This window comes from Nocardia sp. NPDC019395 (assembly GCF_040632335.1).
In the GTDB taxonomy this organism is placed as follows: Bacteria; Actinomycetota; Actinomycetes; order Mycobacteriales; family Mycobacteriaceae; genus Nocardia.
Genome location: NZ_JBEYBT010000001.1, coordinates 509096 through 533079 on the forward strand (window position 1 = coordinate 509096; position 23984 = coordinate 533079).

The 23984-nt window shown below is 66.7% G+C and carries 20 protein-coding genes; 9 read left to right on the forward strand and 11 right to left on the reverse strand.

The features are described 5' to 3' along the window. The first annotated feature begins 201 nt into the window (after positions 1–201). The 5 genes from ABZ827_RS02320 (at position 202) to ABZ827_RS02340 (ending at position 4513) form a co-directional block, all read left to right on the forward strand. The gene (locus ABZ827_RS02320) at positions 202–900 is read left to right on the forward strand and encodes a class I SAM-dependent methyltransferase (protein WP_357231636.1); all 699 of its coding nucleotides are present in this window, start codon (positions 202–204) and stop codon (positions 898–900) included. A 174-nt stretch (positions 901–1074) separates the two neighbouring features. Continuing rightward, complete coding sequence (locus tag ABZ827_RS02325; protein ID WP_357231639.1) at positions 1075–2172, forward strand: DUF4185 domain-containing protein; 1098 nt, start codon at positions 1075–1077, stop codon at positions 2170–2172. Positions 2173–2262: 90 nt separating this feature from the next. Continuing rightward, on the forward strand, positions 2263–2442 hold the full coding sequence (locus ABZ827_RS02330; protein WP_357234390.1) for a hypothetical protein: 180 nt from the start codon (positions 2263–2265) through the stop codon (positions 2440–2442). Positions 2443–2522: 80 nt separating this feature from the next. Further along, complete coding sequence (locus ABZ827_RS02335) at positions 2523–2690, forward strand: TetR/AcrR family transcriptional regulator (protein ID WP_357231642.1); 168 nt, start codon at positions 2523–2525, stop codon at positions 2688–2690. After that, positions 2687–4513 carry an alpha/beta fold hydrolase gene (locus ABZ827_RS02340; RefSeq protein WP_357231645.1) on the forward strand — a complete coding sequence of 609 codons (1827 nt, stop codon included), beginning with the start codon at positions 2687–2689 and terminating at the stop codon, positions 4511–4513. The genes ABZ827_RS02335 and ABZ827_RS02340 overlap by 4 nt, the downstream gene beginning before the upstream one ends. A gap of 241 nt (positions 4514–4754) precedes the next feature. Here ABZ827_RS02340 and ABZ827_RS02345 read toward each other — a convergent pair whose 3' ends face one another. Together ABZ827_RS02345 and ABZ827_RS02350 are read right to left on the reverse strand one after the other, a co-directional pair. Then, positions 4755–6335, reverse strand: coding sequence for a GMC family oxidoreductase N-terminal domain-containing protein (locus tag ABZ827_RS02345; RefSeq protein ID WP_357234392.1), 1581 nt, complete (start codon positions 6333–6335; stop codon positions 4755–4757). A gap of 38 nt (positions 6336–6373) precedes the next feature. Continuing rightward, a complete protein-coding gene (locus ABZ827_RS02350; RefSeq protein ID WP_357231648.1) occupies positions 6374–8089 on the reverse strand; it encodes an aldehyde dehydrogenase family protein in 1716 nt (571 codons plus the stop codon). 168 nt (positions 8090–8257) lie between these two features. Between ABZ827_RS02350 and ABZ827_RS02355 the strand changes: the two genes are divergently transcribed. Both ABZ827_RS02355 and ABZ827_RS02360 read left to right on the forward strand, forming a co-directional pair. Next, positions 8258–9460: a helix-turn-helix domain-containing protein gene (locus tag ABZ827_RS02355; RefSeq protein WP_357231651.1), complete on the forward strand. Its 1203-nt coding sequence runs from the start codon at positions 8258–8260 to the stop codon at positions 9458–9460. A 174-nt stretch (positions 9461–9634) separates the two neighbouring features. Further along, positions 9635–10432 (forward strand): SDR family oxidoreductase, encoded by a 798-nt coding sequence (locus ABZ827_RS02360; RefSeq protein WP_357234395.1) that lies wholly within the window; start codon positions 9635–9637, stop codon positions 10430–10432. A 22-nt stretch (positions 10433–10454) separates the two neighbouring features. Here the strand turns inward: ABZ827_RS02360 and ABZ827_RS02365 are convergent, their stop codons facing one another. The 4 genes from ABZ827_RS02365 to ABZ827_RS02380 all read right to left on the reverse strand — a co-directional run bounded on the left by ABZ827_RS02365 (position 10455) and on the right by ABZ827_RS02380 (position 14474). Next, complete coding sequence (locus ABZ827_RS02365; RefSeq protein ID WP_357231654.1) at positions 10455–11534, reverse strand: phosphotransferase; 1080 nt, start codon at positions 11532–11534, stop codon at positions 10455–10457. 49 nt (positions 11535–11583) lie between these two features. Beyond that, positions 11584–11853, reverse strand: coding sequence for a hypothetical protein (locus ABZ827_RS02370; RefSeq protein WP_357231657.1), 270 nt, complete (start codon positions 11851–11853; stop codon positions 11584–11586). A 910-nt stretch (positions 11854–12763) separates the two neighbouring features. Then, on the reverse strand, positions 12764–13627 hold the full coding sequence (locus tag ABZ827_RS02375) for a helix-turn-helix domain-containing protein (RefSeq protein ID WP_357231660.1): 864 nt from the start codon (positions 13625–13627) through the stop codon (positions 12764–12766). 250 nt (positions 13628–13877) lie between these two features. Beyond that, positions 13878–14474 carry a TetR family transcriptional regulator gene (locus tag ABZ827_RS02380; RefSeq protein WP_357231663.1) on the reverse strand — a complete coding sequence of 199 codons (597 nt, stop codon included), beginning with the start codon at positions 14472–14474 and terminating at the stop codon, positions 13878–13880. A gap of 94 nt (positions 14475–14568) precedes the next feature. Here ABZ827_RS02380 and ABZ827_RS02385 point away from each other — a divergent pair, with 94 nt between their 5' ends. Both ABZ827_RS02385 and ABZ827_RS02390 read left to right on the forward strand, forming a co-directional pair. Further along, complete coding sequence (locus ABZ827_RS02385) at positions 14569–15501, forward strand: zinc-binding dehydrogenase (protein ID WP_357231666.1); 933 nt, start codon at positions 14569–14571, stop codon at positions 15499–15501. 359 nt (positions 15502–15860) lie between these two features. Further along, positions 15861–16211 (forward strand): hypothetical protein, encoded by a 351-nt coding sequence (locus ABZ827_RS02390; protein WP_357231668.1) that lies wholly within the window; start codon positions 15861–15863, stop codon positions 16209–16211. A 74-nt stretch (positions 16212–16285) separates the two neighbouring features. Here the strand turns inward: ABZ827_RS02390 and ABZ827_RS02395 are convergent, their stop codons facing one another. From ABZ827_RS02395 to nuoL, 5 genes are all read right to left on the reverse strand, one after another. After that, the gene (locus ABZ827_RS02395) at positions 16286–17923 is read right to left on the reverse strand and encodes an MDR family MFS transporter (RefSeq protein ID WP_357234398.1); all 1638 of its coding nucleotides are present in this window, start codon (positions 17921–17923) and stop codon (positions 16286–16288) included. A gap of 34 nt (positions 17924–17957) precedes the next feature. Next, the gene (locus ABZ827_RS02400; RefSeq protein ID WP_357231671.1) at positions 17958–18452 is read right to left on the reverse strand and encodes a MarR family transcriptional regulator; all 495 of its coding nucleotides are present in this window, start codon (positions 18450–18452) and stop codon (positions 17958–17960) included. 389 nt (positions 18453–18841) lie between these two features. Further along, positions 18842–20464: an NADH-quinone oxidoreductase subunit NuoN gene (nuoN, locus tag ABZ827_RS02405; protein ID WP_357231674.1), complete on the reverse strand. Its 1623-nt coding sequence runs from the start codon at positions 20462–20464 to the stop codon at positions 18842–18844. Further along, a complete protein-coding gene (locus tag ABZ827_RS02410) occupies positions 20454–22076 on the reverse strand; it encodes an NADH-quinone oxidoreductase subunit M (RefSeq protein ID WP_357231676.1) in 1623 nt (540 codons plus the stop codon). The genes nuoN and ABZ827_RS02410 overlap by 11 nt, the downstream gene beginning before the upstream one ends. Further along, positions 22073–23959: an NADH-quinone oxidoreductase subunit L gene (gene nuoL / locus ABZ827_RS02415; protein ID WP_357231679.1), complete on the reverse strand. Its 1887-nt coding sequence runs from the start codon at positions 23957–23959 to the stop codon at positions 22073–22075. Before nuoL ends, ABZ827_RS02410 begins: the two co-directional genes overlap by 4 nt. Between the last annotated feature and the right edge of the window lie 25 nt (positions 23960–23984).

Sequence of the window (23984 nt, forward strand, 5' to 3'; positions counted from 1 at the left end):
GGTGGAGGGTCTGGATCCTGTGTAACCGATATATAACTGTGCCCGTCTCCGGGGATACGGTCGTCGAATCGCTCGCCGGCCTGATCGATGTGGCGGCAGGTCCGGGACCGATTCTGCCGGTCGATCACCGGACGTCGGCCCGACGATGACTCGGCCTCCGGTTACATGTACATGAGCCGATCCGGCTGATACTCGTGGGGGATGACCACACCGGGTGAGTTCCAATTCGAAGACGTCTATCGTGGCGGCGGCCCGTTCGGGCCGGGCGCCACCGCACCGTGGAGTATCGGAGAACCCCAGCCGGCGCTCGCGGAGCTGATCGAGCAGGGCAGATTCCACGGCGAAATCCTCGACGCCGGCTGCGGCGAAGGCGCGATCTCCCTGTTTCTCGCCGAGCGGGGTTTCACCACGGTGGGCCTGGATCTCGCACCGACCGCGATCGAGTCGGCGCGTGCCGAAGCCGCCCGCCGCGGGGTGGCCAACGCATCCTTCGAGGTCGCCGATATCACCTCGTTCACCGGTTACGACGGCCGCTTCGGCACCATCGTCGACAGCACGCTGTTCCATTCGATTCCGGTCGAATCCCGGGAGGGCTATCTGCGATCCATCGTGCGCGCGGCCGCACCGGAAGCCTCGTATTTCGCCCTGGTCTTCGACCGGGCCGCGATGCCGGAAACCCCCGGACCGGGGCCGTCGCCGGTGACCGCCGACGAGCTCCGCGAGGTGGTGTCGAAGTACTGGGTGATCGACGATATCGAGCCGGCGCGGATCCACGGCAAACTGCCCGCCGGCCTCGATGCCCTGGTGGACAGTCCTCTGCTCCGGTTCGAGGGCCTGCGCGACGAGCCGAACGGGCGCAAATCGATACCGGCCTGGTTGCTCTCGGCGCACCTGGACTGAATCGCCGGACTGCGTGTACCCGGGAGGCGGCGGTGGTGATCGTTACGCGCAGCCGGCGAACAGGGCGGTGAGCGAGTCGCGATGCCGGGTAGTGGATAACCTCGTCGGCGAAGTCGGCGGGCGAGGCGACGGTGTAGCGGATCTCCCGTCCGGCCCACGCGTACGCTCGAAGTGATGCCGATTGCCGAACAGTTCCCGCAGAACGGCACCCTGCTGTGCGACAACCCCGCCGACTCGGCGAGTGCCTGCGGTATCGGGTCGGGGGATCTCTGTATCCCGTACCACCGCGCCCACGACGGCACCTGGGGTTACCTCTGGGGCGACTGCTGGCGAGGCCCCGGACAGACCGGCAGCTACCTCGGCTCCCCGCTGATCCTGGCCCAGGACAACTTCGACGCATCCGGTGCCCGTCCCATCGAATTCGCCCGGCCGGTCCCCGATGCGGGGCCGGCCCGGCAATTGTTCGACTACGAGCACAACGCGGACAACGGATTCGGCGTCACGGAGGTTTCGCGTATCCCGAACGACGCGATCGAGATCGACGGCCGGACCTTCGTCCAATACACCTCGGTGCATGCCTGGATTTCCCCGGGTTCCGAGGTCGACGGTTCCGCGTTCTCCGGTATCGCCTACTCCGACGACCAGGGCGCCACCTGGCGCGATTTCGACCATCATTGGGAAGGTCAAGCGCTCGGTAGCGACGGAAATCCCTACGGAATGTGGACGTTCGCCGGTATCGATCCCGATGGCTATCTCTATATCTTCGCCAAACGCTGGAACGGCAGCCACAACTACCGCCACGACGGCGGCTGTATCCAGCTCTTCCGATACGAGCCCGCCGATTTCTTCCACGGCGATTTCGCGGCCCAGCAGAATTGGGCCTATGCCGGCGGAGAATGGGGCTGGCACCCGGCGGGCCGGTATCCCGCGACCCCGATCTTCGGCCCGGGCAACGGTCTCGGTGAGCTCTCCGTGAAACGTATCGGCACCACCTATGTGATGGCGTATTTCGACTGCGCCGAGCTGAGCATCAAGACCCGGACCGCACCCCGCCCGGACGCGGTGTGGTCGGCCGAGAAGATTCAAGTGGTGCACGACAATACGCAGCCGCCGTCACATGAGGGCCTGCCCCGATTGCCTACGCCCTATGGGGGTTATATCCACCCGGGGTCACCGTCGCCCTCGAACCTGACCCTGGTGATCAGCCGATGGAACGGCACCGAAGGCGCGCGCCCCTACACCGCCACCCAGTGGACCGGCCTGTCGGCCTGATGGCCGACCCGGTCGCTCCGGGCCCGGCGTCAGCACCCGACCAGCCGGCCGGAATACCGGCCTGCTCGGGGGGCCCTGGTCAACTTCCGCCTGTTCGACCTGCTCGGCATGCAGCTCTCCCCCAGAATCCGCGACCTGGGCCGCATCACCCTCTACCGGCCGGGCCCGCGCGCGGCCCACGATGGAGAACGCGGGAACTGGGCTGAACTGGCTCTACCCCCTACGTCCCGCGCTTCCTTCACGGCCTCGCCGACGGGTCGATCCCGTTGAGCGCCGGTCATCGCCGATGCCCTCGGCATCCCGGTAGGCGGCGGTTGGCAAAATATGTGGACCGGTCTATTATTACTCGCATGTCATCAGTACCCAAGGACGAAGCGGCCAGCGCCCGCATCGTTGACGCGATGCTGGATCTGATCCAGTCGCACGGCTATGCCGGCACTGGCATCGCCACGGTGCTCGTACAGGCGCGCGCGCCGCGAGGTTCCATGTACTTCCACTTCCCGCTGGAGAACAAATGAATTCGACACAGAATCGTCAAGCGCTCGTCTTCGGCGCCACCGGCTTCGTGGGCAGGCACCTGATTCTGGCCCTCGACGCCGCCGGCGTCTCCGTGCTGGCGGGCTGCCGCACCGAGAAGTCGTATCAGAGTCTGGCCGACTGGCTGACCGCGCACGGATGCCGGACGCTGCCGAAGCAGGTGCTGGTCGATTTCGATGCCCCCAGGCTCGGATTGAGCGCAGTCGATGAGCTGGCCGATGTCTCGGAGATCTACAACTGCGCGGGCGCGTACCGGTTCGGAATGTCCGAGCACGAGGCCCGCAAGGCCAATGTGGACAGTGTGCGTGCGATCGTCGCCCTGGCTTCCGAAGTCTCCGGGCTGCGGCGGCTGGTGCTGCTCTCGGGATACCGGACCGGTGGCCAGGATCCGGCCCAGGTGCCGTGGAGTCCCGAACGTATTCAGCGCACCCATCGGGCACTGGGCTCCTACGAAGCGTCGAAGATGGAGTCCGACGCGGTCTTTCAGGCAGAGGCCGCCCGCTTGGGTGTCCCGTGGAGCATCGTCAACCCCGCGAGCGTCAGCGGGATCGGCGCGACCGGTGAAACCGATCAATACCTGGGCCTGGCGGAAAGCTTCCACCAGCTGTGGAACGGCACGCTGGCGGCCCTGCCCGGCAACAAGGACACCTTCGTTCCCGTTGTCCCCGTGGACTATCTGGCGCGGTTCATGACTCTGCTGCCCCTCGATCCGGGCACCGAGGGTCGCGCCTACTGGCTCCTCGACGAGGAGACACCGGCCCTACCGGAACTCTTCCGCACCGTGGGCCGGCACTACCGAGTCAAGATTCCGGCCCTCGGTATTCCGGTCGCACTTCTGAAACTGCTGCCCCGCGCGCTGACCAAGGCCGACCCGGAAACGATCGGCTTCATGTCGACCGACCGATATCCCACCGCCTCGGCGCGAGAATTCGCCGCTCGGCGCGGTGTGGCACTACCGGAATCGGTGCCCGCGATCCAGCGATGGGCCGATCACCTCGCGGCACACCGCTTCGGCGAAGCGCCCGTTTCGAGCCTCGCTCGGGGGTTCTCCGAACATGCCGGGGTGCGCACATTCCACCTGGGACCTGATCGCGCGTCGACCATCGTGCTACCAGGTCTCCCGGTCAACGCCGAAACGTGGGGCGACGTCGCGGAAACCCTCGGCCAGACGATGGTGGCCGACCTCCCCGGACTGGGGATGAGTGGCGGTAACAGCGGGATGTGGCCGGAATGGCTCGATGACCTGGTGTCGAGCAGGGGAAGTCAGCACCTGGTCGGGCATTCCATCGGTGCGGCCGCGGCCGTCGAGGCGGCGAGCCGAAACCGCGGCAGCGTGCGGCAATTGACGCTCGTGTCCCCGTTCTTCCTTCAACCTTCCGCCCCGGCAAGTACTCGGTTCAGCTTCCTGACCGCGATCGTCCTTCGCCGCATGGGCGCCGAAGCCCTGTCCCGGCAGCTCACCGGGGACACGAACAGAGCCGAGGATCTACGGACCAGCGTCGCCGATCTGCGCCGGGCCGGGACAGCCCGCCGGGTGGCGCGTCTGCTGCGTGCGACGACCGACCGCCGGTGGCGCGCGAGCCTGATTCGGCAGCTCACCGAATTCGACGGCGCCGTCCACCTCATCGTGGGTTCGAATGACCCCTTGGCCCCGGAGGCATCCGAAGTGATCGAAGTGCTCGGGGAGCGGGTGCGGATAACCACGATCGATGGGGCGGGACACCATCCCCAGCTGACCCACCCCGACCACCTCGCACACGTCCTTCAGACCTCGCTCGATGTCTACGCTGAAACGACTCGATAACCTCCGGTGGAACGGGTTTGCGCCGCACGATCATGGCAGCGCCCGCGGCGTCGGAGAGTCTTCGACGATCGACATCACGGTTCACCGATGTAGCCAGGCCCAACGCATCCGAATTCCGACTACTCGAATACCGGTCCCTGCCGGCCCGGGACCCCTGCTCGGGCCCGAACTCCGGCCTGATCCGCAGATGGACGGTGGTCGCGCCCTTGCCCGGGCAGCGGGGCGCGACCTGCCCCGGACCTCAGCGATCTGCGGCCAGTAGGTCGGCTGCTTTCTCGCCGATAACCACCGCGGGCGCGTGGGTGTGGCCGCGGATGATGTTCGGCATCACCGACGCGTCGGCCACGCGCAGACCCTCGACGCCGCGGACCTTCAGTTCGGGAGTGACGACACTTCCGGGGTCAGAGCCCATCCGGCATGTGCCCACCGGATGGTACAGCGTATGCGAATGCCAGGTCAGCGCGTCCTCGAGGGTTTCGTCCAGGGTGTCCAGTTCCCGTTTCGGTTGCAAGAAGCCACCGAGCGCGGGGCCCAGCGGCCGGGTGGTGGCGATCCGGTGCGAGATCCGCAGGCCCTCCAGCATGGCGGCGCGGTCGGCGCCCTCGCTATCGGACAGGTAATTCGGGTCCACGAGAGCCTTCGCGGTGGCGTCGGCTCCCGTGAGGGTGACGGTACCGCGGCTGCGCGGGCGCAGCAGGATCGGACCGAGCGCGACGGCGTGGCCCGGTGCGATACCGATTCCCTCGTCGAAGAACGGCGCGGGGCCGAAGATGATCTCGAGATCGGGCAGTTCGAGTTCGGGGCGGCTGCGCACGAAACCGTAGGCCTCGCCGACATTCGAGGTGAGCATGCCGCGGCGGCGCAGCAGATAATCGAGGAGCTGGCTAGGCGTCTCGGCGTCGAAGAGGGTGCCGGAATCCACTGCGAACCCGATCAGCGAGACCAGGTGGTCGATGAGGTTGCGGCCGACGTCGGGAGTATGGCGCAGGACCGGGATGCCGTGCGAGCGCAGCTGTTGTTCGTCTCCGATACCGGAGAGCATGAGCAGCTGCGGCGTATTGATCGCACCCCCGCACAGCACGACCTCCTTGCGCGCGCGGATGGTGAAAACCCTGTTGTCCTTGCGGTATTCGACACCCACGGCACGGCTACCGTCGAACAGTACCCGGCTCGCGTGTGCGCCGGTGACGACGGTCAGGTTCTCACGTCGCCGCGCCGGCTTCAGGTAGGCGTCCGCGGTGCTCCACCGCGCGCCGCGCTTCTGCGTGACCATGGTCTGGCAGAAGCCCTCCGGCTGCGCGGAATTGGCCCGTTCGTTCTTGAAACCGGCGAGTTCGGCGGCCGCCAGGAAGTCGCGTGTCCACGAGCTCGCGCTGCGCTGGTGCGAGATCCGCAGCGGACCGCTGCGGCCCTCCTCGGGTTCGCGCGCACCCTCGACGGATTCGATCTTCTTGAAATACTCGACGATATTGGCGAACGACCAGGAATCGCCGGCCGCCTGTGCCCATTCGTCGTAGTCGGCGGCGAATCCGCGCACCCACATCATCGCGTTCATCGAGGACGAACCACCGAGCAGCTTTCCCCGCGGATACAGGATCTGGCGGTCGCCCAGCTCGGCCTGCGGGGTGGTCAGATATCCCCAGTCGCATTCACTCTGGAAGAGCTTGGAGAAAGCGGCCGGGATATGGGCGAAACGGTTGATGTCCTCGGGGCCGGCCTCGAGCGCCGCGACCTGATCACCGGGTTTCTCGCTGAGCCGGGCGGCGAGGACCGCGCCGGCCGAGCCGGTGCCGACAACGACGTAGTCGACGGTGGACGGCATGGCTGCATCGGCATTCATCGGTGTGCTCCAGACGTGGTTCAGCCGCGGAGGGCGGAGGCGAAGATGGCGGGCAGACGGGACCAGCGTGGGTCGGCGCCGAAGCCGGCGAGCCGGCGGCCGGTCTCGGCGGCGGTCCGGTTGGTGACGAACCAGGGCGGTTTGGGGGAGAGGGCCCATTCGCGGTGCAGCACCGAACGTGGCGCGGGGCGGAACGGGCCCCGCACGACCGTGCGCTCGATGCGGTCGATCAACCAGGCGTTGTGCACGACGCCGATACCGCTCTGTACATCGTCGAGGGTATGCCCGGGATAGGCGCCCCAGCTCGCGGTCGGGGTCAGATAACCCACTGCCGTCCACGCATTGATCGCGATCGTGCCGTAATGCAGCCGTTCGATCAGCGCGTCGAATTCCGCGCCCAGCGCACCGATGGTGTCCGGGTGCGCCACGATGTTGGCACCGAGTGTGCCGGTGAGGCGTTCGTTCGCGGTATCCACCGCGGCGCGGGCGAAGGCCGCGCCGGTACCGGGCAGCTCCACGACTCCGAGAACGGGCGCGAAATACTCGGTCGAGTACAGCGTTTCCGCAGCCGCCGGATCCAGCCCGGTCACGAGGAGCCGTTCACCGTGAGCACCCAGGCGCCGGGCGTCCGGGTAGCTGGTGTGCGCGGCGGCCACGCGGTCGTCACTACCCGGGTAGTAGGCCCGGCGGCCGGGTGTCCGATCGATCGCCGCGGCCAATGCCGCCAGGAACTGAGCCTTCTGCGGCCAGTCGGCGGAGATGATCACCGCTTGTGCCGCGACACAGTTGTAGCCGCCGTTGTGCAGTCGCTGGGTCGCGAGGTGTTCGGCCTGGAATTCCAGATCCGCGGTACTCCACCGGCCGGGCAGCACGATTGTCGGGGACACACCCCCGAGCTCACTGCTGATCGGTTTGTCGAGCAGTGGCGTCCCCGCGTCCTTCCGGGCCGCGGCGTCCGGGCCGGTGCCCCAGACGATCGCGTCGTGGGTGGCGGCGCTTCCGGTCATATGAACGTGCGCGACCCGCTCGTGCCGGACCAGCTTCCCGCCGATATCGGCGCCGCCGGTGAGCACTCGCACCACCCCGAGCTCGATCAGGGGCGCGAAGATCTTCTCGAATACCGGGCGCAGCGGATCAGTGACCGGGTTCAGTTTGAGCGCCACGACCCGGTTGTGCGCGATCAGTTCGTAGGTGGTGTCCAGCGGTGCGATCGAGGTGATATTGCCCGCGCCGAGTACCGCCCCGATCCCGTGTGTGCGGGCGGGATCGAGCTGAGCCAGCCCCGCGTTGGCCTTCGCGGCCGCCGAGCTGACGCCTCGCTGCAGCCATACCTCGGCGCTGAAGCCGCTGAGCAGCAGTTCGTCGTACAGGCCCGTGGGCAGCGCCCGCACAGTCACCCGATCGCCGGCGGCGCCGAACTTCGCCTTCGCGAGGGGGCTGACACCCCGCTCCAGCGATTCGAGGGTGCGGGAAACGGCGGCGAGACTCGTCGCGAAGGCATAGGGCCCGGACATCCATTCCTCACCGACCAGCGGTGAGGAGGCATCGAGACCTTTGATCTGTACGGCGGCGTCGACCCAGTCCTGTGCATACTGCCCGGTGAGGGCCCGCATCCGGTCGAGTAGGGCTCGTCTACCGGGTATCGGCAGTCGCGACCACTTCTTTTCGCCCTCGGCCAGGTCGGATATGGCGGCGTCGATGACCGTATCGGCCGCGATGGCCTGTTCTGTCTGCACGGGGCACACTCCGTTGATGAGAATCACGCGGGAATCCGGACACTACCGAGTGTGACTGTGCTCACGACCGAGCGAAATGTGTCACCGTTGCGGACTTTCTGGCCCCGTTTGTGCCCGTGCACAATTTCGGCGTGGTGTGGATCACGCTCGCTGGGTACACTCCCCGGTATGACCACGCCCGCACCAGTGACACCGACGCCCGCGGCGTCCGCCTTGGCCGCCTGTCTGTCGGATGATGTCGAGGTACTCACCGATATCCTGGCGGGCCGGATCTCCGTCGCCGACCCGTCCTACGGCGAGTCCGGGTTGCTGACCGAGGATCAGTTGCAGACCACCTGCCGGGAAAATCTGACCTCGGTGATCGGGGCGCTGGCCGGCACCCACCCGTTGCGGCTGCAACCGGCCCGTGCGGCGGGGCGGCTGAAGGCGGAGCAGGGCGTCCCGATCGCCGCGCTGCTGCACGCCTACCGGCTGGGCGGGCGGCTCATCTGGGAAGAATTGACCAAACGATCCACCGGGCCCGGCGATCCGCGCCTGCACGACCTGGCCACGCACCTCTGGGAACTCATCGACCTCTATTCCGATGCGGCTGTCGAGGCATACCGTGACACCGAAGTCCTGCTCGCCCATTCCGACGCGCAGTTCCAGAGCCGGCTCATCCGGACCCTGTTCGACGATCATTCCGGCAATCCGGCCCGAGTGCTCGATGCGTTGCGCACATTGGGATTGCCGGAGCGCGGTACCTTCGCCGTCGTCGCGATCGATACCGAACCGACCGCGCCGTTGCCCGCGAAACTCACGGTCGCGCTGGAGGGTCTCGGTGTCCGGTCCGTGTGGGACGCGCAGGTCGATGCGCATATCGGCCTGTTGTCCGCGGTGGTGCCGGCCGCGATCGACCGCGCCGCCGCCGAGATTGCCACGTTCGTCGCCGACAGGGTCGGGATCAGTACAGCGTTCTCGGCGCCGCGGGATATCGTCGCGGCGCTCGCCGAGGCCCGTCTCGCGTCGCGGTCCGCGCACCCGGGGTCGGGTGGTGCGGTCCGGTTCGGCGACGAACCTGTCGGCCACCTGCTGGTTGCCGTTCCCGATGCCGGTCGCCGGGCCGCGGCCCAGATTCTGGGTCCGGTCCTGAAGCTCTCCGGCACCGAGCGCGGAGATCTGATAGAGGTGCTCGACGCCTGGTACCGGTGTGGGGGTTCGGCCGCGGCCGTCGCGGAAACGATGCACTGCCACCGCAATACGGTCCGGTACCGGCTGCGCAAGATTCGCGATCTCACCGGCCGCGATACCACCGATCCGCGCCAATCCGCCGAGTTGTACCTCGCCCTGGAGGCCCTGACCCTCCTCGGTACCGCCGCGGCCGACGGGTAACTCTGAAGCTGGAAGTGGTGGTGGCGAGAGCGCTTTCATTCGAACAGGTGCTGGGTGGGTGTGAACGCTGTGTCCCGCAGCATGCCTTGTCGAAATGATTACAGTAATGAACACTGCAGTGAGTGCCGGATTCGATCGGATTACGGGTTTCGCAGCGGTGAGGTGGTGGCACGAGTGGATTTGGGATTACGCGGTGCGGCGACAGTGGTAGTGGGCGGCAGCCGAGGTATGGGCCTGGCCACCGCCCGCTGTCTGGCGGACGAGGGCGCCCGGGTGGCGGTCGTCGGCCGTGGCCGGGGCGATGTCGAGCGCGCGGCCGGTGAACTCGCCGGCCGGGGCAGCCCGGATGCCGTCGGCCTGGTCGCCGATGCACGCGATGCCGGGCGAGTGGACGAGATATTCGCCGAGCTGCGCCGGCGCTGGGGCGGTGAGCTCAACGCGCTGATCAATACGGTCGGGCCGAATGTGCACGGAACGGTCGAGGAATTGTCCGACACGCAATGGCACGAGGCCGTCGACCACGGCGTGCTCTCCATCGTGCACAGTGTCAATGCGGCGCTGCCGCTGTTACGAGCCGCGCAGTGGGCGCGGATCGTCAACTTCTCCGCGCAGTCGACGCAACGTCAAACCGTATCGCTGGCCGCGTATACGGCCGCCAAGGCGATGGTCGCCAGTGTGTCCAAGAATCTGTCGCTGCTGTTGGCGAAGGACGAGATCCTGGTCAATGTGGTCTCACCGGGAACTGTCGTGACCCCCGCACTCGCCGGCTGGGCCCGGTCGGTGGGCGTCGAGAGCGACGATCCCTACCGTCTGATGGAAGCGATAGACACCCATTACGGCCACCCCGCGCAGTTGCCGAGAGCGGGCCTGCCCGAGGAGATCGGACCGGTTGCCGCCTTCCTGGCTTCACGCCGCAACTCCTATATGACCGGTGCCAATGTCAACGTCGACGGCGGATCGGACTTCGTCTGAGGATCGGGCGGCCGGTCCTCGGTCATCCCGAGATATCGTCGGCCGGTGCGAGCAGATCCGGTGCGCCGGTGTCGGTCACGTGATCGCAGTGCCGGGACAGTGTGGTCATGAAGAGTTCGTCGCCGCGTTCGGTTCGCTCGACGACGACCGAGGCCGCGATCGACATGATCACGCCCATGAAGCTCTGCCGTCGAACCGATTCCCGGACCTGGGCGAGGGTGATCGGCGGGTTCGGGCCCAGTGCCGCATGATAGGACCGCAGCAGATCGGCGTAGTGCGTCCGGCGTAGTCCGGTGGTGAGTGCGCCACCCAGGAAATAGGCGAGATCCGTGAGTGCCGGTCCGGCCATGACCCCCTGCCAATCCACAACTGTCAGCGACCTGCCCGCATCCGGTGCGCCGAACAACATATTGTCCAGGCGGTAGTCGCCGTGCACCAGGCCCCGGCGGTCGCCGCTCACCAGTTCGAGGTAATGGTCGAAGCCGGCGACCAGCGCATCGCATACCGAACGCTGGGCCCCGGTCAGGTATTCGCGATATCGATCGAGGAACAGTGTGTAGAGCTGCTCGAAGAGGGCGGCGTTCAACAGTGAACTGCGATCGAGCCAGGCCGCCTCGGTCAGCGACGGCAGGGCGCCGGCCCGGCGGTGGAGCCGTCCGAGTTCGGCTGCGGCGAGAAAGGCCTGCTCCGCGGTGGCGCCGAGGATCTCATCGCCCACGACGGCCGGTGCGGCATCCTCGAGTACGAGATCGAATGCGCCGGAATCGGTATCGATGGCGGCGTGGTAACAGGCCGGGATCGGGCCTCCGCGCAGATGCGGCACCAGCTCGCGGTAGAACCGTACTTCGCTTTCGTACAACCCCATGGCCGATCCGGTCTGCCTGCTGGTCGGATCGGCCGATGCGACCTTCAGGATCACCGATCGAGGACCGGTGGAGCCGGGGGCTCGATCGACGGTGACTCGGTAGCAGTCGCTGACCTGGCCTGTTCCGATGCGCTCGGACCGGAAGCCCAGGACGGTGGTGCCCAGCGTCGCCGTCAGCCACTCTGCGGTGAGGTCGTCCGGTCCGGCGATGACCGCGACATCAACAGGATCCTCCATGGATGAACGCTACCGCGCGGCAAGCCCGCGCCGAGTCGTTGCGAAAACATTACTGTTGATACAACTGCAATCGGACGGATTTCGGCGGAAGGCTTGTGCCCAGAAATGAAGGATCGGCCCGGGCCCGGCTGTAGATGCCATCCGATACCCCGGGCGCCAGGACCGGCGGGTCAGCGAGTTCGTCGTAACGGGTGGCCACTGCGTGGAGCTCGACTCGATCCGCCCGCGACCGGGTGTCGCCGACGCCGAACGGCGGCGGCCCGCCCGGCTGCTCCGCGATCGAGGAAGCGGTCAGCTCGGCAGCTGCCAGTGATGGCACGGAGGTTCTGTCCGGATGGCGCTGCGTTACGCGTCCGGGTGGCGCCAACCGCCATAGACTCGAAAACAGCTCGGCCGGACAGCGATGACCTCGAGCAAACAGCCCACGCCACCGGTGGCGTGGGCGAGGTCGAGAAACTGCATGCCGAGTCGTCGGTGAGGTGCACCCCGAGCGTCCGCGATCTCGTCGTGGTCTCGAAGGTTCCCGACCCGGCAATGTCCGTGTCCGCTCGGGCGCAGCGTGGCGATCCAGGTCTGCCATCTCGGCTCTTCCGGTGAGCGAATCCACCCTCGGCGTCACGCCGTAGGTGCTGCCGCACCCTGCGCCCGAGTCGGCATACGGCTGCTGTCCTTGTGTACGGATGGTGAGATAGCTTGTGGATGAACAGAACTCGCGCCCGATGTGGTATTCGGTCGCTGGGGAAGGGATAGAACTTTGAAGCGCTCTATAGCAACGGTAACGCTGGTGGCCGGTTTTCTGCTCGGCGGTGCGGGGGTCGCGCAAGCCACCCCGGCACCCGGACCACCGAGCCCGGAGTGTGCGCTGCTCTACGGGCCGCTCGGATTCCTGCAACAGACGATCGGCGTGAGCAGTCTGTCCGCGTCACTGTTCGCTGGATGCCGCGCTACGCAACAGCCTGGTATGGCAGCTGGTTGAGACAACGGGTTCTGCCGCGTGGATGCCGGGAGCTGTTCTCGCCATGTGTTGCGGCTATGACCCTTTACCGGAGCCGGCCTTCCGAACCTGGGGCCGGTTCGAGAAGCTCGTGTGGTGAAACGCACGAGCCTCCGCAACCCGGAGATGTGGTCGATGCTGTCGGCCGCCGCGGGAACGGATCTGCGTGAATGTGCCGGCGCTGCCGACACATCCGGTGGCGCCGGTGCCGAGCGGATGAGGATCGGCCGCTTGTTCATGTTCCGTTCGATTTGCTGGAGCGGGCGTATTCGGCGGGGGTGTGACCGTAGGCCTTCTTGAAGGCCTTGGCGAAGTGGCTGCTGTCCGCGAATTGCCAGTAGGCGGCGAGTTCGGAGATGCTCAGTGGGCTGTGTGGTGCTGTCAGGGCGAGCCGGGCTTCGTCCAAGCGCCGGGAGCGGATGTAGGTGGTCACCGAGGCTCCCGCCGTCGCGAACGCCCGGTGCAGAGTACGGACGGAGACGTTGAGTTCACGCGCCAGCACGGTGGGGGATAGCTCCGGGTCGGCGAGCCGGCGGTCGGCGAGTTCCTTCGCGGCATGGACGAGTGCGGGAGCCAGCTGGGGTTCGGCGTCGTCGAAGCGACCCAATGCGACCGCCTTGACCAGTTCGAGCAGGGTGTTGCGGGCGGCCTGTACACCGGACGGGCCGAGGTCGGCCATCGTCGCATGGATCATGTTCGTGTGGGCCACCAGCAGGCGGATCTCGGCCGCGTCCGCCGGTCCGCGGATGATCCGGTTCCCGAGCAGTGGTTCGAGGGTGGAGGCCGACGGGAGGATAACGATCTTGATCGTCGTATCCGGTGCCATTTCCCAAGGGACCAGTCTCTCTTGGTGCCGGAGCATGAACTGTCCGGCCGGCACGGTCTGTTCGCCGCGGCCGGACGGGTCACCCACGGTCCAGGCGCCGCGCGACAGGATGCACAGATGGGTCCAATCCGCGACGCCGTCGACCTGCCGGATTGCCGACGCACTGCGAACATCGGTCGTCGCCAGGTCGCCTACCCGGCGGAGCCGGACCTCGGCCCGGAAGTCGCCGACCGTTTCGGGGCTGTAGTTCGACAGTGGGAATCGGTCGCCCACCTGCGCCTCCCACTCACGCCGGAAAGCGTCGAATCCGCCCGCTGCACCCGGAGGTGTGGAGTCCAGGGGAAGGGTCCCTCGCGACGCGTCCGAATCCGTTCCTGTGGAGTGCATTTCCGGCCGATCCCTCATATCCGCTGCTTCTACGCTGTGCGTGACGCGGATGTTCCGCTCGGACGGCGCTCCGGTCCGATCGCATGCGTCGTGCACTGCCTATACCTGTACGCCGATTCGGCGGATTTCGCGCGGGCTAGACCGCTGTGTCCAGGCTCTGACGCATGGCAGCGAAGGCGTGGTGTACGTGCCGGGGAAGTTCACCGGGGTCGCATCGGGGCAGCCACTCGTCCAGGGCGCAGCGCCAGGTGGCCACGCAGAACTCGATGAGCAGGCGGGCCTCGAGACTGTCCGGGGCACCCAGTCGGCGGGTGACCTCGGTCTGGATCTCGGCACAGTGCTGGAGGGAGTGTCCGTTCAGCGACGGTGACTGCTCGATCAGTTTCAGGGTGGCCGCGAAGCGCGGATACCAGTCCTCGTCCATGCGGTCGAGGGTGGTCAGCATCGTATCTCGGAATACGTCGGCCAATGGCCCGGACTTCTCGGTCTCCTCCAGGGTCAGCAGGTAGGTGCTCCAGAGCTGTTTGACGGCGGTGAGGGCCACATCCTCTTTGGAGCGGAAGTTGCGGAAGAAGGTCCGCCTCGATACCTCCACTGTCTCGAGGAGGGCATCGAGCGGTGTGTTGTCGAAGCCTCGCTCGGTGAACAGCGAGACGGCCGTTTCGGCCAGGGTTCGGCGTGTGCGCAGCTTCTTGCGCTCACGCAGCGAGGTGGGCTGTTGGGCGGTAGTCATCGACACCAGGTTAACGGACGGGGCCCGCATGGAGCGTATGCTTCAGTGGAGCAAACGCCACAGTGTGGCACTTTAAAAATAGGGAGAAAGTTCTATGCGTGCAATCGCCGTTGACCACAGCACGACAGCGCACCTCTCGCTGGTCGAGACGGCCGATCCGATACCCGCACCGGGTGAGGCCTTGGTGCGGGTCGAAGCGGTCTCGCTGAACTACGGCGAAGTCAAAGGTGCCGCCGATCCGAAAACGCCGGATGGCACCGTGATCGGCTGGGACGCGGCGGGTGTGGTGGTCGAGGCGGCGGCCGACGGATCGGGGCCGGCCGAGGGGACGCGCGTCGTCACCCTGGGCGAGGCGGGCTGGGCGGAACTGCGTGCGGTCCCGGCTGCCCTGCTCGGTGCGGTACCGGAGGATGCCGACCTCGGCGCCGTCAGTACCGTCCCGGTCGCCGGGCTCAGTGCCCTGCATGTGCTGCGCCGTCTGGGCCCGCTCCTGGGCAGCCGGGTGATGGTCACCGGAGCTTCCGGAGGGGTCGGCCGCTACGCAGTGCAACTCGCCGCCCGCGCCGGGGCCGAAGTCGTGGCGATCAGCCGGAATCCCGCGCAAGCGGACGATCTGCGATCACTGGGTGCGCACGAAATCCACACTGATCCGGCCGCCGTGGCCCGGCCTGTACATGCGGTGCTGGACAACGTCGGTGGTCGGCAGCTGGTGGACGCCTTCGCTACTCTGCAGGCCCACGGCACACTGGTGAGCGTGGGCCGGTCGTCCGAGGCCGACGCAGTCTTCCCGCCCGAGATATTGCAGGGCGACGGCGGCCGCCACGACCGGGCTATCCGTACATTCTTCCTGTTCGGCAATCCGGCCACGGACTTCTCCACCGACCTGGCCTGGCTGTCCGCCGAGGTCGCCGCCGGCCGCCTCGACCCCGGAATCAGGTGGCGTGGCTCGTGGACCCACTACGACGAAGCGGTGCAAGCTCTCATCGGCCGCCGCTTACACGGGAAGGCGGTATTGGAAATCGGCTGACCTGCCTGCCATCCGCTGCGCGATGTAGCCGGCTGTGGCAGGCGAGTGGTGCGATAAGGCCTCGCTGCGCGTTGGTGGTCGTGGCCAGCCGTCGATCTGGCCCTGGCCTGGTCTGTCACCGCGGCCAACAACCCGGCCGTGCAGAGGTGCGGTGTTCCCCTGGAGTGCTCGTCCTCGACTCGTATATCCGTGAGGATGGAGGATTTCCTCGGCTCGAAACCGGCAAGGGGGAGTTCCGGTCTCATGGACACCCATGCGGATACATCCCGATTCGGGCGCGAAGCCGCTCCGGATTCGAGGAACCGGCGTTTTACGACTCTGTGTAGTAGTCGACTCGGAGATCGAGTAGCGTCTGGCTCATGGAAATCGTCTACAACGTTGTGGTCGTCACCCATCTGCTCGGGATGGCGGCCGTGGTCGGCGGATACGCCGCCGGGCGGCCCGCTGTCAACGAAGTGATGGTGTGGGGGGCGCGGGCGCAGATCATCACCGGCGTGATTCTCGTCGGACTGGCCGAATCGGTGACCTCACTGGACAAAGACCTGAACATGGTGAAGATCGGGGTCAAACTCGTCATCTCGGTGTTGGTCGCCGCGTTCGCGGAGATGGCCCGCGCCGATACCAAACGTGGCAAGGACCCGGCCTGGATGCCCGATGCGGCAGGTGGATTGGCGATCGTCAATGTGCTCATCGCGGCGCTGTGGACCTGAACCTGTTCGGCTGACGGCGACGCCCGCCGGTCACCGAGTGGTCGGTGACCGGCGGGCATCGGTCGTTCGGGCGGTCAGATCCGGACGGTTCCGGTGACCGGTTCCGGCACGTCGAGTTCGGCGAGATCATCCGGAACCTGTTCCGCGGCGATGATATCCAGGCGTTCGGTACTGCCCGCCGTCTGTCCCGCGGGGGTTCCCCGATCGCCGTCTTCGATATCGATCGTCTGCCGCAGCGGACGGTTGGGCAGTAAGACCGCGGCGATGAGCGCGACCGCGGTGGCTGCCGCCGCGATCAGGAAGATCCGTCCGGTGGCATCGCCGTAGGCGAAGCGCACGATCTCGGCGATCGGAGCCGGCAGGGCACCGATATCGAGATTGCCACCACCGGAGGTCGATCCGGCCGGAACGCCGAGTTCGGTGAAGCGGGCGGTGGATAGATCGCTGACGCGGGTGGCCAGTACCGAACCGAGTACCGAGACTCCGATGGCACCGCCGAAGGTGCGGAAGAACGCGACGCTGCTGGAGGCTGCGCCGATATTGTGCACGCTGACGGTGTTCTGTACGGCCAGCACGAGATTCTGCATCATCATGCCGACACCGAGGCCGGTGATGGTGATGAAACCACCGATGAGCCAGATATGTGTGCTGTGGTCGACGGTCGACAGTAAGGAGAAGCCGATGACCAGCAGTGCGGCGCCGGAGACGACGAACGGCTTCCATTTGCCGAACCGGGTGATCAGCGCGCCGGAGGTCACCGAGGCGACCAGCATTCCGGCGACCATCGGTGCGGACAGCAGGCCGGCGGCCGTGGGGGAGTAGCCCCGGGCGGTTTGGAAGTACTGGCCGAGGAAGGTGGTGGCGCCGAACATGCCCACACCGACGGCGATCGAGGCGATGATGGCCAATGCGGTGGTGCGTTCGGTGACGATCTTCAGCGGGATGATCGGCGACTCGGCCCGGGATTCCACGACGACGGTCGCCGCGAGCAGGAGCAGTCCGGCGCCGACGTACAGCGCGGTCTCCCGCGAGATCCAGTCGTAGTAGCCGGCTTTACCGGCGAACGAGACCCAGATCAGCAGTACGGACACCCCGGCGGTCAGGAGAGTGGCGCCGAGCCAGTCGATGGAGACGTTGTCCTTGCGAACGGTGGGCAGTTTCAGCGTGCGCTGCAGCAGGAACAGGGCGATCACCGCGAGCGGGATGCAGATGTAGAAGCACCAGCGCCAGCCCAGCGCGCTGTCGACGATAATGCCGCCGAGGATCGGTCCACCGGTCATCGATACCGCCATCACGGCACCCATGTATCCGGAGTACCTGCCACGTTCGCGCGGGGCGACGATACTGCCGATGATCGCGACCACCAGTGCGGTCAGGCCACCCATCCCGATGCCCTGCAGCGCGCGGGCGGCGAGCAGCAGGCCGATGTTGTGTGCGAGGCCGGCGATCACCGATCCGGCCACGAAGATGACGATGGCCGATTGGACCAGGGTCTTCTTGTTGAACAGATCGGCGAGTTTGCCCCAGATCGGGGTCGAGGCGGCGTTCGCGAGCAGGGCCGTCGTGATCACCCACGCGTAGGCCGTCTGGGATCCCTGGAGGTCGGCGATGATGGTGGGTAGGGCGTTGGCGACGATGGTGGTGCTGAGCAGCGCGGTGAACAGCGCGGCCAGCAGGCCGGTCATCGCTTCGAGGATCTGGCGATGAGTCATCGCGACCGGTTTCCCGGATATGCGCGCCGCGGTATCAGTGGGCATTTCTTCTCTCTTCCGAATTCTTTTGCGGGGCGGCCGCGGCGCTGCGGCTGTCGCGGGCGATGAGATCGCTGCGGAGTTTGTGCATGATGTAGCAGGCGTGTTCGGCGTCGGTCTGGGACCAATCGGCCAGGACTTCCTGCACACCGCGGACCCGGGATTCGCGAATCCGGCCCAGGAGCTCATGCCCTGTGGGTGACACCTCGACACGAATGGCACGGCCGTCGTCCGGGTCGGCATTGCGCAGGACGTAGCCGTCGGTGACCAGTTCGGTGATATGACGGCTCATGGCGGAGGCGCTGATACCGATCTGCGCGGCGAGATCCACCTGGCGGCACGGACCGGCCGATTCCAGATTGACCAGGACACTGATTCCGCCCGGTAGCAGGCTGCTTTCCTCGGGCTGTGCCAGGGTGCGGCGCAGCGCACGACTGATCAGGAACAGCTCGTCGAGCAGATTCTGTGCGGTATCGGGCGAAACTCCCATGCTGACTCCAGCTGGCTCATAGTTGCTTGCAGTCATCAACTTTAGTTTTGTTGCTTAACCTAAGCAACAAAATGGGGCTGTGCCGATGACCACATCCCAGCTGGGGAGGTGGCGCGATGATCCGAGGGCCGGGAATGTTCGCCTTCTGGCCGGACATGAGTACGTTTCCCCCGGGCTACGGGCTGTCAAAGCGCCATTTACCGCGCAGCTGTAGCTTGACGGCTCGACCGTTGCCACGGCGACTACGGCAACACGCCACGTACCCTCGGCGCGCTTCTGGCCATCAGCGCGGAATGCGCTGGCTTCTGCTTTCTCGACGCCGACAACTGGTTGGAGCCGAACCATATCGCCGTCGTGCGGTATTCGCCCCTGACCCGGCCGGCCCCGGGTCAGCGGACGAATTCGGCAGCGCGGCCGGCAACATCCAGCAGCGGTTGCGGCGCGATACCCAGTATCAAGGTCGCCGCGGCGGTCACCGCGGTTACCGCGACGCCGGCGGGCGGGCCGACAACGACCGGCGGATCGTCGGGGGGATCGGTGAAGAACATCAGCACGATCACCCGGACATAGAAGAACGCGGCGACAGCGCTGGCCAGTACACCGACGATCACCAGGAACCCGGCGTCACCGGATGCCGCCGCCTGGAAGACCGCGAACTTCGCGACGAAACCCGCGGTGACCGGGATACCGGCGAACGACAACAACAGCAGTGCGAATACCGTCGCGAGCCACGGGGCGCGGCGGCCGAGGCCGGCCCAGCGCGACAGCGCGGTGGCCTCGTTACCGTCGGGTTCACGCACCATGCTCACGACCGCGAACGCGCCGAGAGTGCCGAGGCCGTAGACGAACAGGTAGAACAGCGTCGCCGAAATACCGCGGTCGTTCGCCGCGACCAGTGCGGTGAGCAGGAATCCGGTATGCGCGATGGACGAATACGCGAGCATTCGCTTCATATCGGTCTGAGTTATCGCCAGTACGGCACCGACCACCATGGTGGCCACGGCGACAGCAGCGAGAACCGGACGCCAATCGTCGGCGATATCGGCGACACCGACCTGCAGGACCCGCAGCAGCGCACCGATGGCGGCGATCTTGGTGGCCGCCGCCATGAACCCGGTAACAGGGGTGGGTGCGCCCTGGTACACATCGGGAACCCAGGCCTGGAACGGGACCGCGCCGATCTTGAACAGCAGTCCGACCGCCAGCATGGCCACACCCAGCAGTGCCAGTGTGGGCGGCCCGGATTCGGCGGCGAGCGCGTCGGCGATACCGGCGAGGCGCACCGTACCGGTTTGGCCGTAGAGCAATGCGACGCCGTATAGGAAGAACGCCGAGGAGAAGGCCCCGAGCAGGAAGTACTTGAGTGCCGCTTCCTGGGAGAGCAGCCGGCGGCGGCGGGCCAGCCCGCACAGCAGGTACAGCGGCAGCGAGAGCACCTCGAGCGCGACGAACATGGTCAGTAGATCGTTGGCCGCGGGGAACAGCAGCAGTCCGCCCAATGCGAGGAGCAGCAGCGGGAAGACCTCGGTGGGGGTGACCCCCGCTGTCGACGCGGAGCGTTCGGCGGCGCTGCCGGGAACCGCGGACGCCTGCGGGGTGAAGGCGTCCATCCCGTAGTCGGGGACCGCGGCGGCACGACTCCAGGTACCGGGGCCCGACCGTGGTCTGGGCAGCGGCCCCCGTTCGGCGACAAACAGGACGGCGAGGAGACCCACCACCAGCAGTGTGCCCTGCAGGAACAGGGTGACCCCGTCCACGGCGACCGCGCCGGCCACGGCGGTGGTCCTGGTTCCGGACAGCAGGAACACCGCGACCAATGCGGCGAGCAGAGCGGCGAGGGCGAGCGCCAGCTGAGCCGGATACCGGCGGGAGCGTGGAAAGAACGCATCCACGAGTACGCCCAGCACGGCCGCCCCGAAAACGATGAGAATCGGTGCCAGCACGTGGTATTCGATACTCGGCGCTGGTATCGATGCGGCCAGGATCTCACCGCCGCGCAGTTCAGCGCTCATAACGCACACCTCCGGGGTTCGCCGCTTCCTGTTCTGCCGGGACCGGCGGTGGTGGATCGACACTGCCGATGGTGGTGAGGGTCTGATTCACCGCGGGATCGACGAATTCGAGGACGGGCTTCGGATACACCCCGAAGAAGATCAGGGCGCCGATCAGCGGCACCACCACGACGAGTTCACGGGGCACCAGATCTCGAAGCCCCTCGTTACCCTTGGTAACCGGCCCCGTCATCATCCGCTGGTACAGCCACAGCACATAGATCGCGGCCAGTACCAGGGCGCCGGTGGCCAGCACCGCCGCCACCTGGTAGCGGCTGAAAGTACCGACGAGTACCAGGAATTCACTGACGAACGGTGCGAGCCCGGGCAGCGAGAGGGTGGCGAGGCCGGCGATGAAGAAGGTGCCGGCCAGTACCGGAGCCACTTTCTGGACACCGCCGTAATCGGCGATGAGCCGGCTGCCCCGGCGCGACACCAGGAATCCCGCGATCAGGAAAAGGGCCGCCGTGGACAGTCCGTGATTGACCATGTACAGGGTGGCGCCGGTCTGGGCCTGACTGGTCATTGCGAAGATACCCAGCACGATGAACCCGAAATGGGAGATCGACGTATAGGCGATCAGCCGCATGACATCGGTCTGCCCGATGGCCAGCAGCGCGCCGTATAGGATGCCGACCACGGCCAGGGCGATCACCAGGGGCGCGTAGGTGTCCGCGGCGGCGGGGAACAACAGCAGGCAATAGCGCAGCATGCCGAAGGTGCCGACCTTGTCGACCACCGCCATCATCAGCACCGCGCTCGACGGTGTCGCGGCCACCGCGGCGTCCGGCAACCAGGTGTGCAGCGGCCACAGCGGTGCCTTTACCGCGAACGCGAACATGAATCCGAGGAACAAGGCGTTGAGCACCGCGGGGCCGGCACCGAGCTGACCGGAGTTGGCCGCCTCCACCACGAGACGCAGATCGAAGGTGCCTGTCCCCTCGGCGCCGAGATTCTCCTGGACGGTGAGTACATACAGCCCGATCACCGCTGCCAGCATGATCAGTCCGCCGAAGAGGTTGTACAGCAGGAATTTCACCGCGGCGCGTGACCGCTGCTGCCGGAGGTGCGCATTGTCCGTGCGTGGTCCGAACCCGCCGATGAGGAAGTACATCGGAATGAGCATGGCCTCGAAGAACACGTAGAACAGCAGGATATCGAGGGACAGGAACGAGATCAGGACCATCGCCTCGACCAGCAGGGTGAGGGCGATATACGTATGCGCCACCCGCTTTCCGGAACCGGCTTCGCGGTCGTCGTGCCAGCCCGCGACGATCAGCAACGGAACCAGTCCGGCGGTGAGCAGCACGAGCACCAGCGCGATTCCGTCGACCCCGAGGGTGTAGCCGGCACCGAAAGCCGGTATCCAGGTATGCGATTCGACGAACTGGAACTGTTCCCCGCCGGGCTGGAAGGCCGCGGCGACGCCCAGCGCCACCCCGAATGTCGCCACCGCGAATATCAGCCCGACCCAGCGGGCGGCGAGCCGCTGGGCGGCGGGCAGTAGGAGAACGACCGCCGCACCCACCAGGGGAAGCAGCCAGAGCACGGTCAACCAGGGCACGGCGCTCACCAGATCCTTACGGCCAGCAGGGCGGCGGCCACCAGGGCCGCGCCGGCGAACATGGACAGGGCATACGAACGCACGAACCCGGTCTGGACCTTGCGGGCCCGGGCGGACAGCCCGCCGATCAGCGCGGCGGCGCCGTTGACGAGACCGTCGATACCGCGGTTGTCGAGGAAGACCAGGGCCCGGGTCAGATGGCGGCCGGGGCGCATGAAGGCTGCCTCGTTGACCGCGTCGCCGTAGAGGTCACGGCGGGCGGCGACGGTCAGCGCGGATACCGGCTCGGGTGCGGTCTCGGGAACCTGGGCGCGGCCGTACTGCCGGTAGGCGAATGCGCCGCCGACCGCGACCACTCCCAGCGCCAGCGCGGTGATCACCGGGACCGGCAGCGCGGGCTCGCCGTGGTGTTCGCCGACGACCGGGGCGAGCCAGTGCTGGAGCGAGGATCCCCAGACGAACACCGCGCCGGCGCCGACGGAACCGAGAGCCAGCAGGATCATCGGGCCGGTCATCGTGCCGGGGGATTCGTGCGGGTGGGTGTCCGGTTTCCAGCGACGTTCGCCGAAGAAGGTGAGCAGCATGACCCGGGTCATGTAGAAGGCCGTGAGACCGGCGCCGATCAGGGTGACGGTGCCCAGGATCGGCCCCGCGATCCCTTCTTCGGCGAACGCCGCCTCGATGATGCGGTCCTTGGAGAAGAACCCGGCGAAGGGCGGGACGCCGATGATCGCGAGATATCCCAGCCCGAAAGTGACATAGGTGATCGGTAGCAGCTTGCGCAGGCCACCGTACCGGCGCATATCGGTTTCGTCGTCCATCGCGTGCATCACCGAACCGGCGCCCAGGAACAGACCGGCCTTGAAGAAGCCGTGGGTCAGCAGATGCATGATGGCCACCGCGTATCCGGCGGGTCCGAGGCCGACGGCCAGCACCATATAGCCGATCTGGCTCATGGTGGACGCGGCGAGGGCCTTCTTGATGTCATCCTTCGCGCAGCCGATGATCGCCCCGAACAGCAGGGTTACCGCGCCGACCAGCACCACCGCGACCTGCGCGGTGGGAGCGAGATCGTAGATCGGGTTCGAGCGCGCGATCAGGTAGACACCGGCGGTCACCATGGTGGCGGCGTGGATGAGCGCGGAGACCGGGGTGGGGCCCTCCATCGCGTCCCCGAGCCAGGATTGCAGCGGGACCTGGGCGGATTTACCGCATGCGGCGAGCAGTAGGAAAAGCCCTATCGCGGTGAGGGTTCCGTCGCTCGCCCCGGAGGCCGCCCCGAAGACCGCGGTGAAATCGAGGGAGCCGAAGGTGGCGAACATGACCATCATGGCCAGTGCCAGGCCCATATCGCCGACCCGGTTCACCACGAATGCTTTTTTGGCCGCTGTCGCCGCGGTCGGTTTGTGGTACCAGAACCCGATCAGCAGATACGAGGCCAGCCCGACACCCTCCCAGCCCAGGTACAGCACCAGATAGTTGTTCGCCAGCACCAGCAGCAGCATGGCGGCCAGGAACAGGTTCAGGTAGGCGAAGAACCGGCGGCGACCGGGGTCCTCGCTCATGTACCCGATCGAGTAGATGTGGATGAGCGACCCGACACCGGTGATGAGCAGTGCGAAACAGATCGACAGCTGGTCCAGTGCCAGCCCGAAGTCGACCTGCAGGCCGGCGACGGGGACCCAGCTGAACAGGTCCGCGGCAATTGCGCGGTCGGCGTCCGCCCGGCCCAGCATGCCGAGAAAAGCCACGACGGCGACGACGAACGAGACCAGCGCGGCGACGGTCGCGAGCAGATGACCCCACGCGTCCGCCCGGCGTCCGGTGAGTAGTAGTACGGTGGCGCCGGCCAGGGGCAGGGCGGGTAGCAGCCACAACGTTGCGGTATCCACGTCAGTGCCCTTTCGACATGGTCGG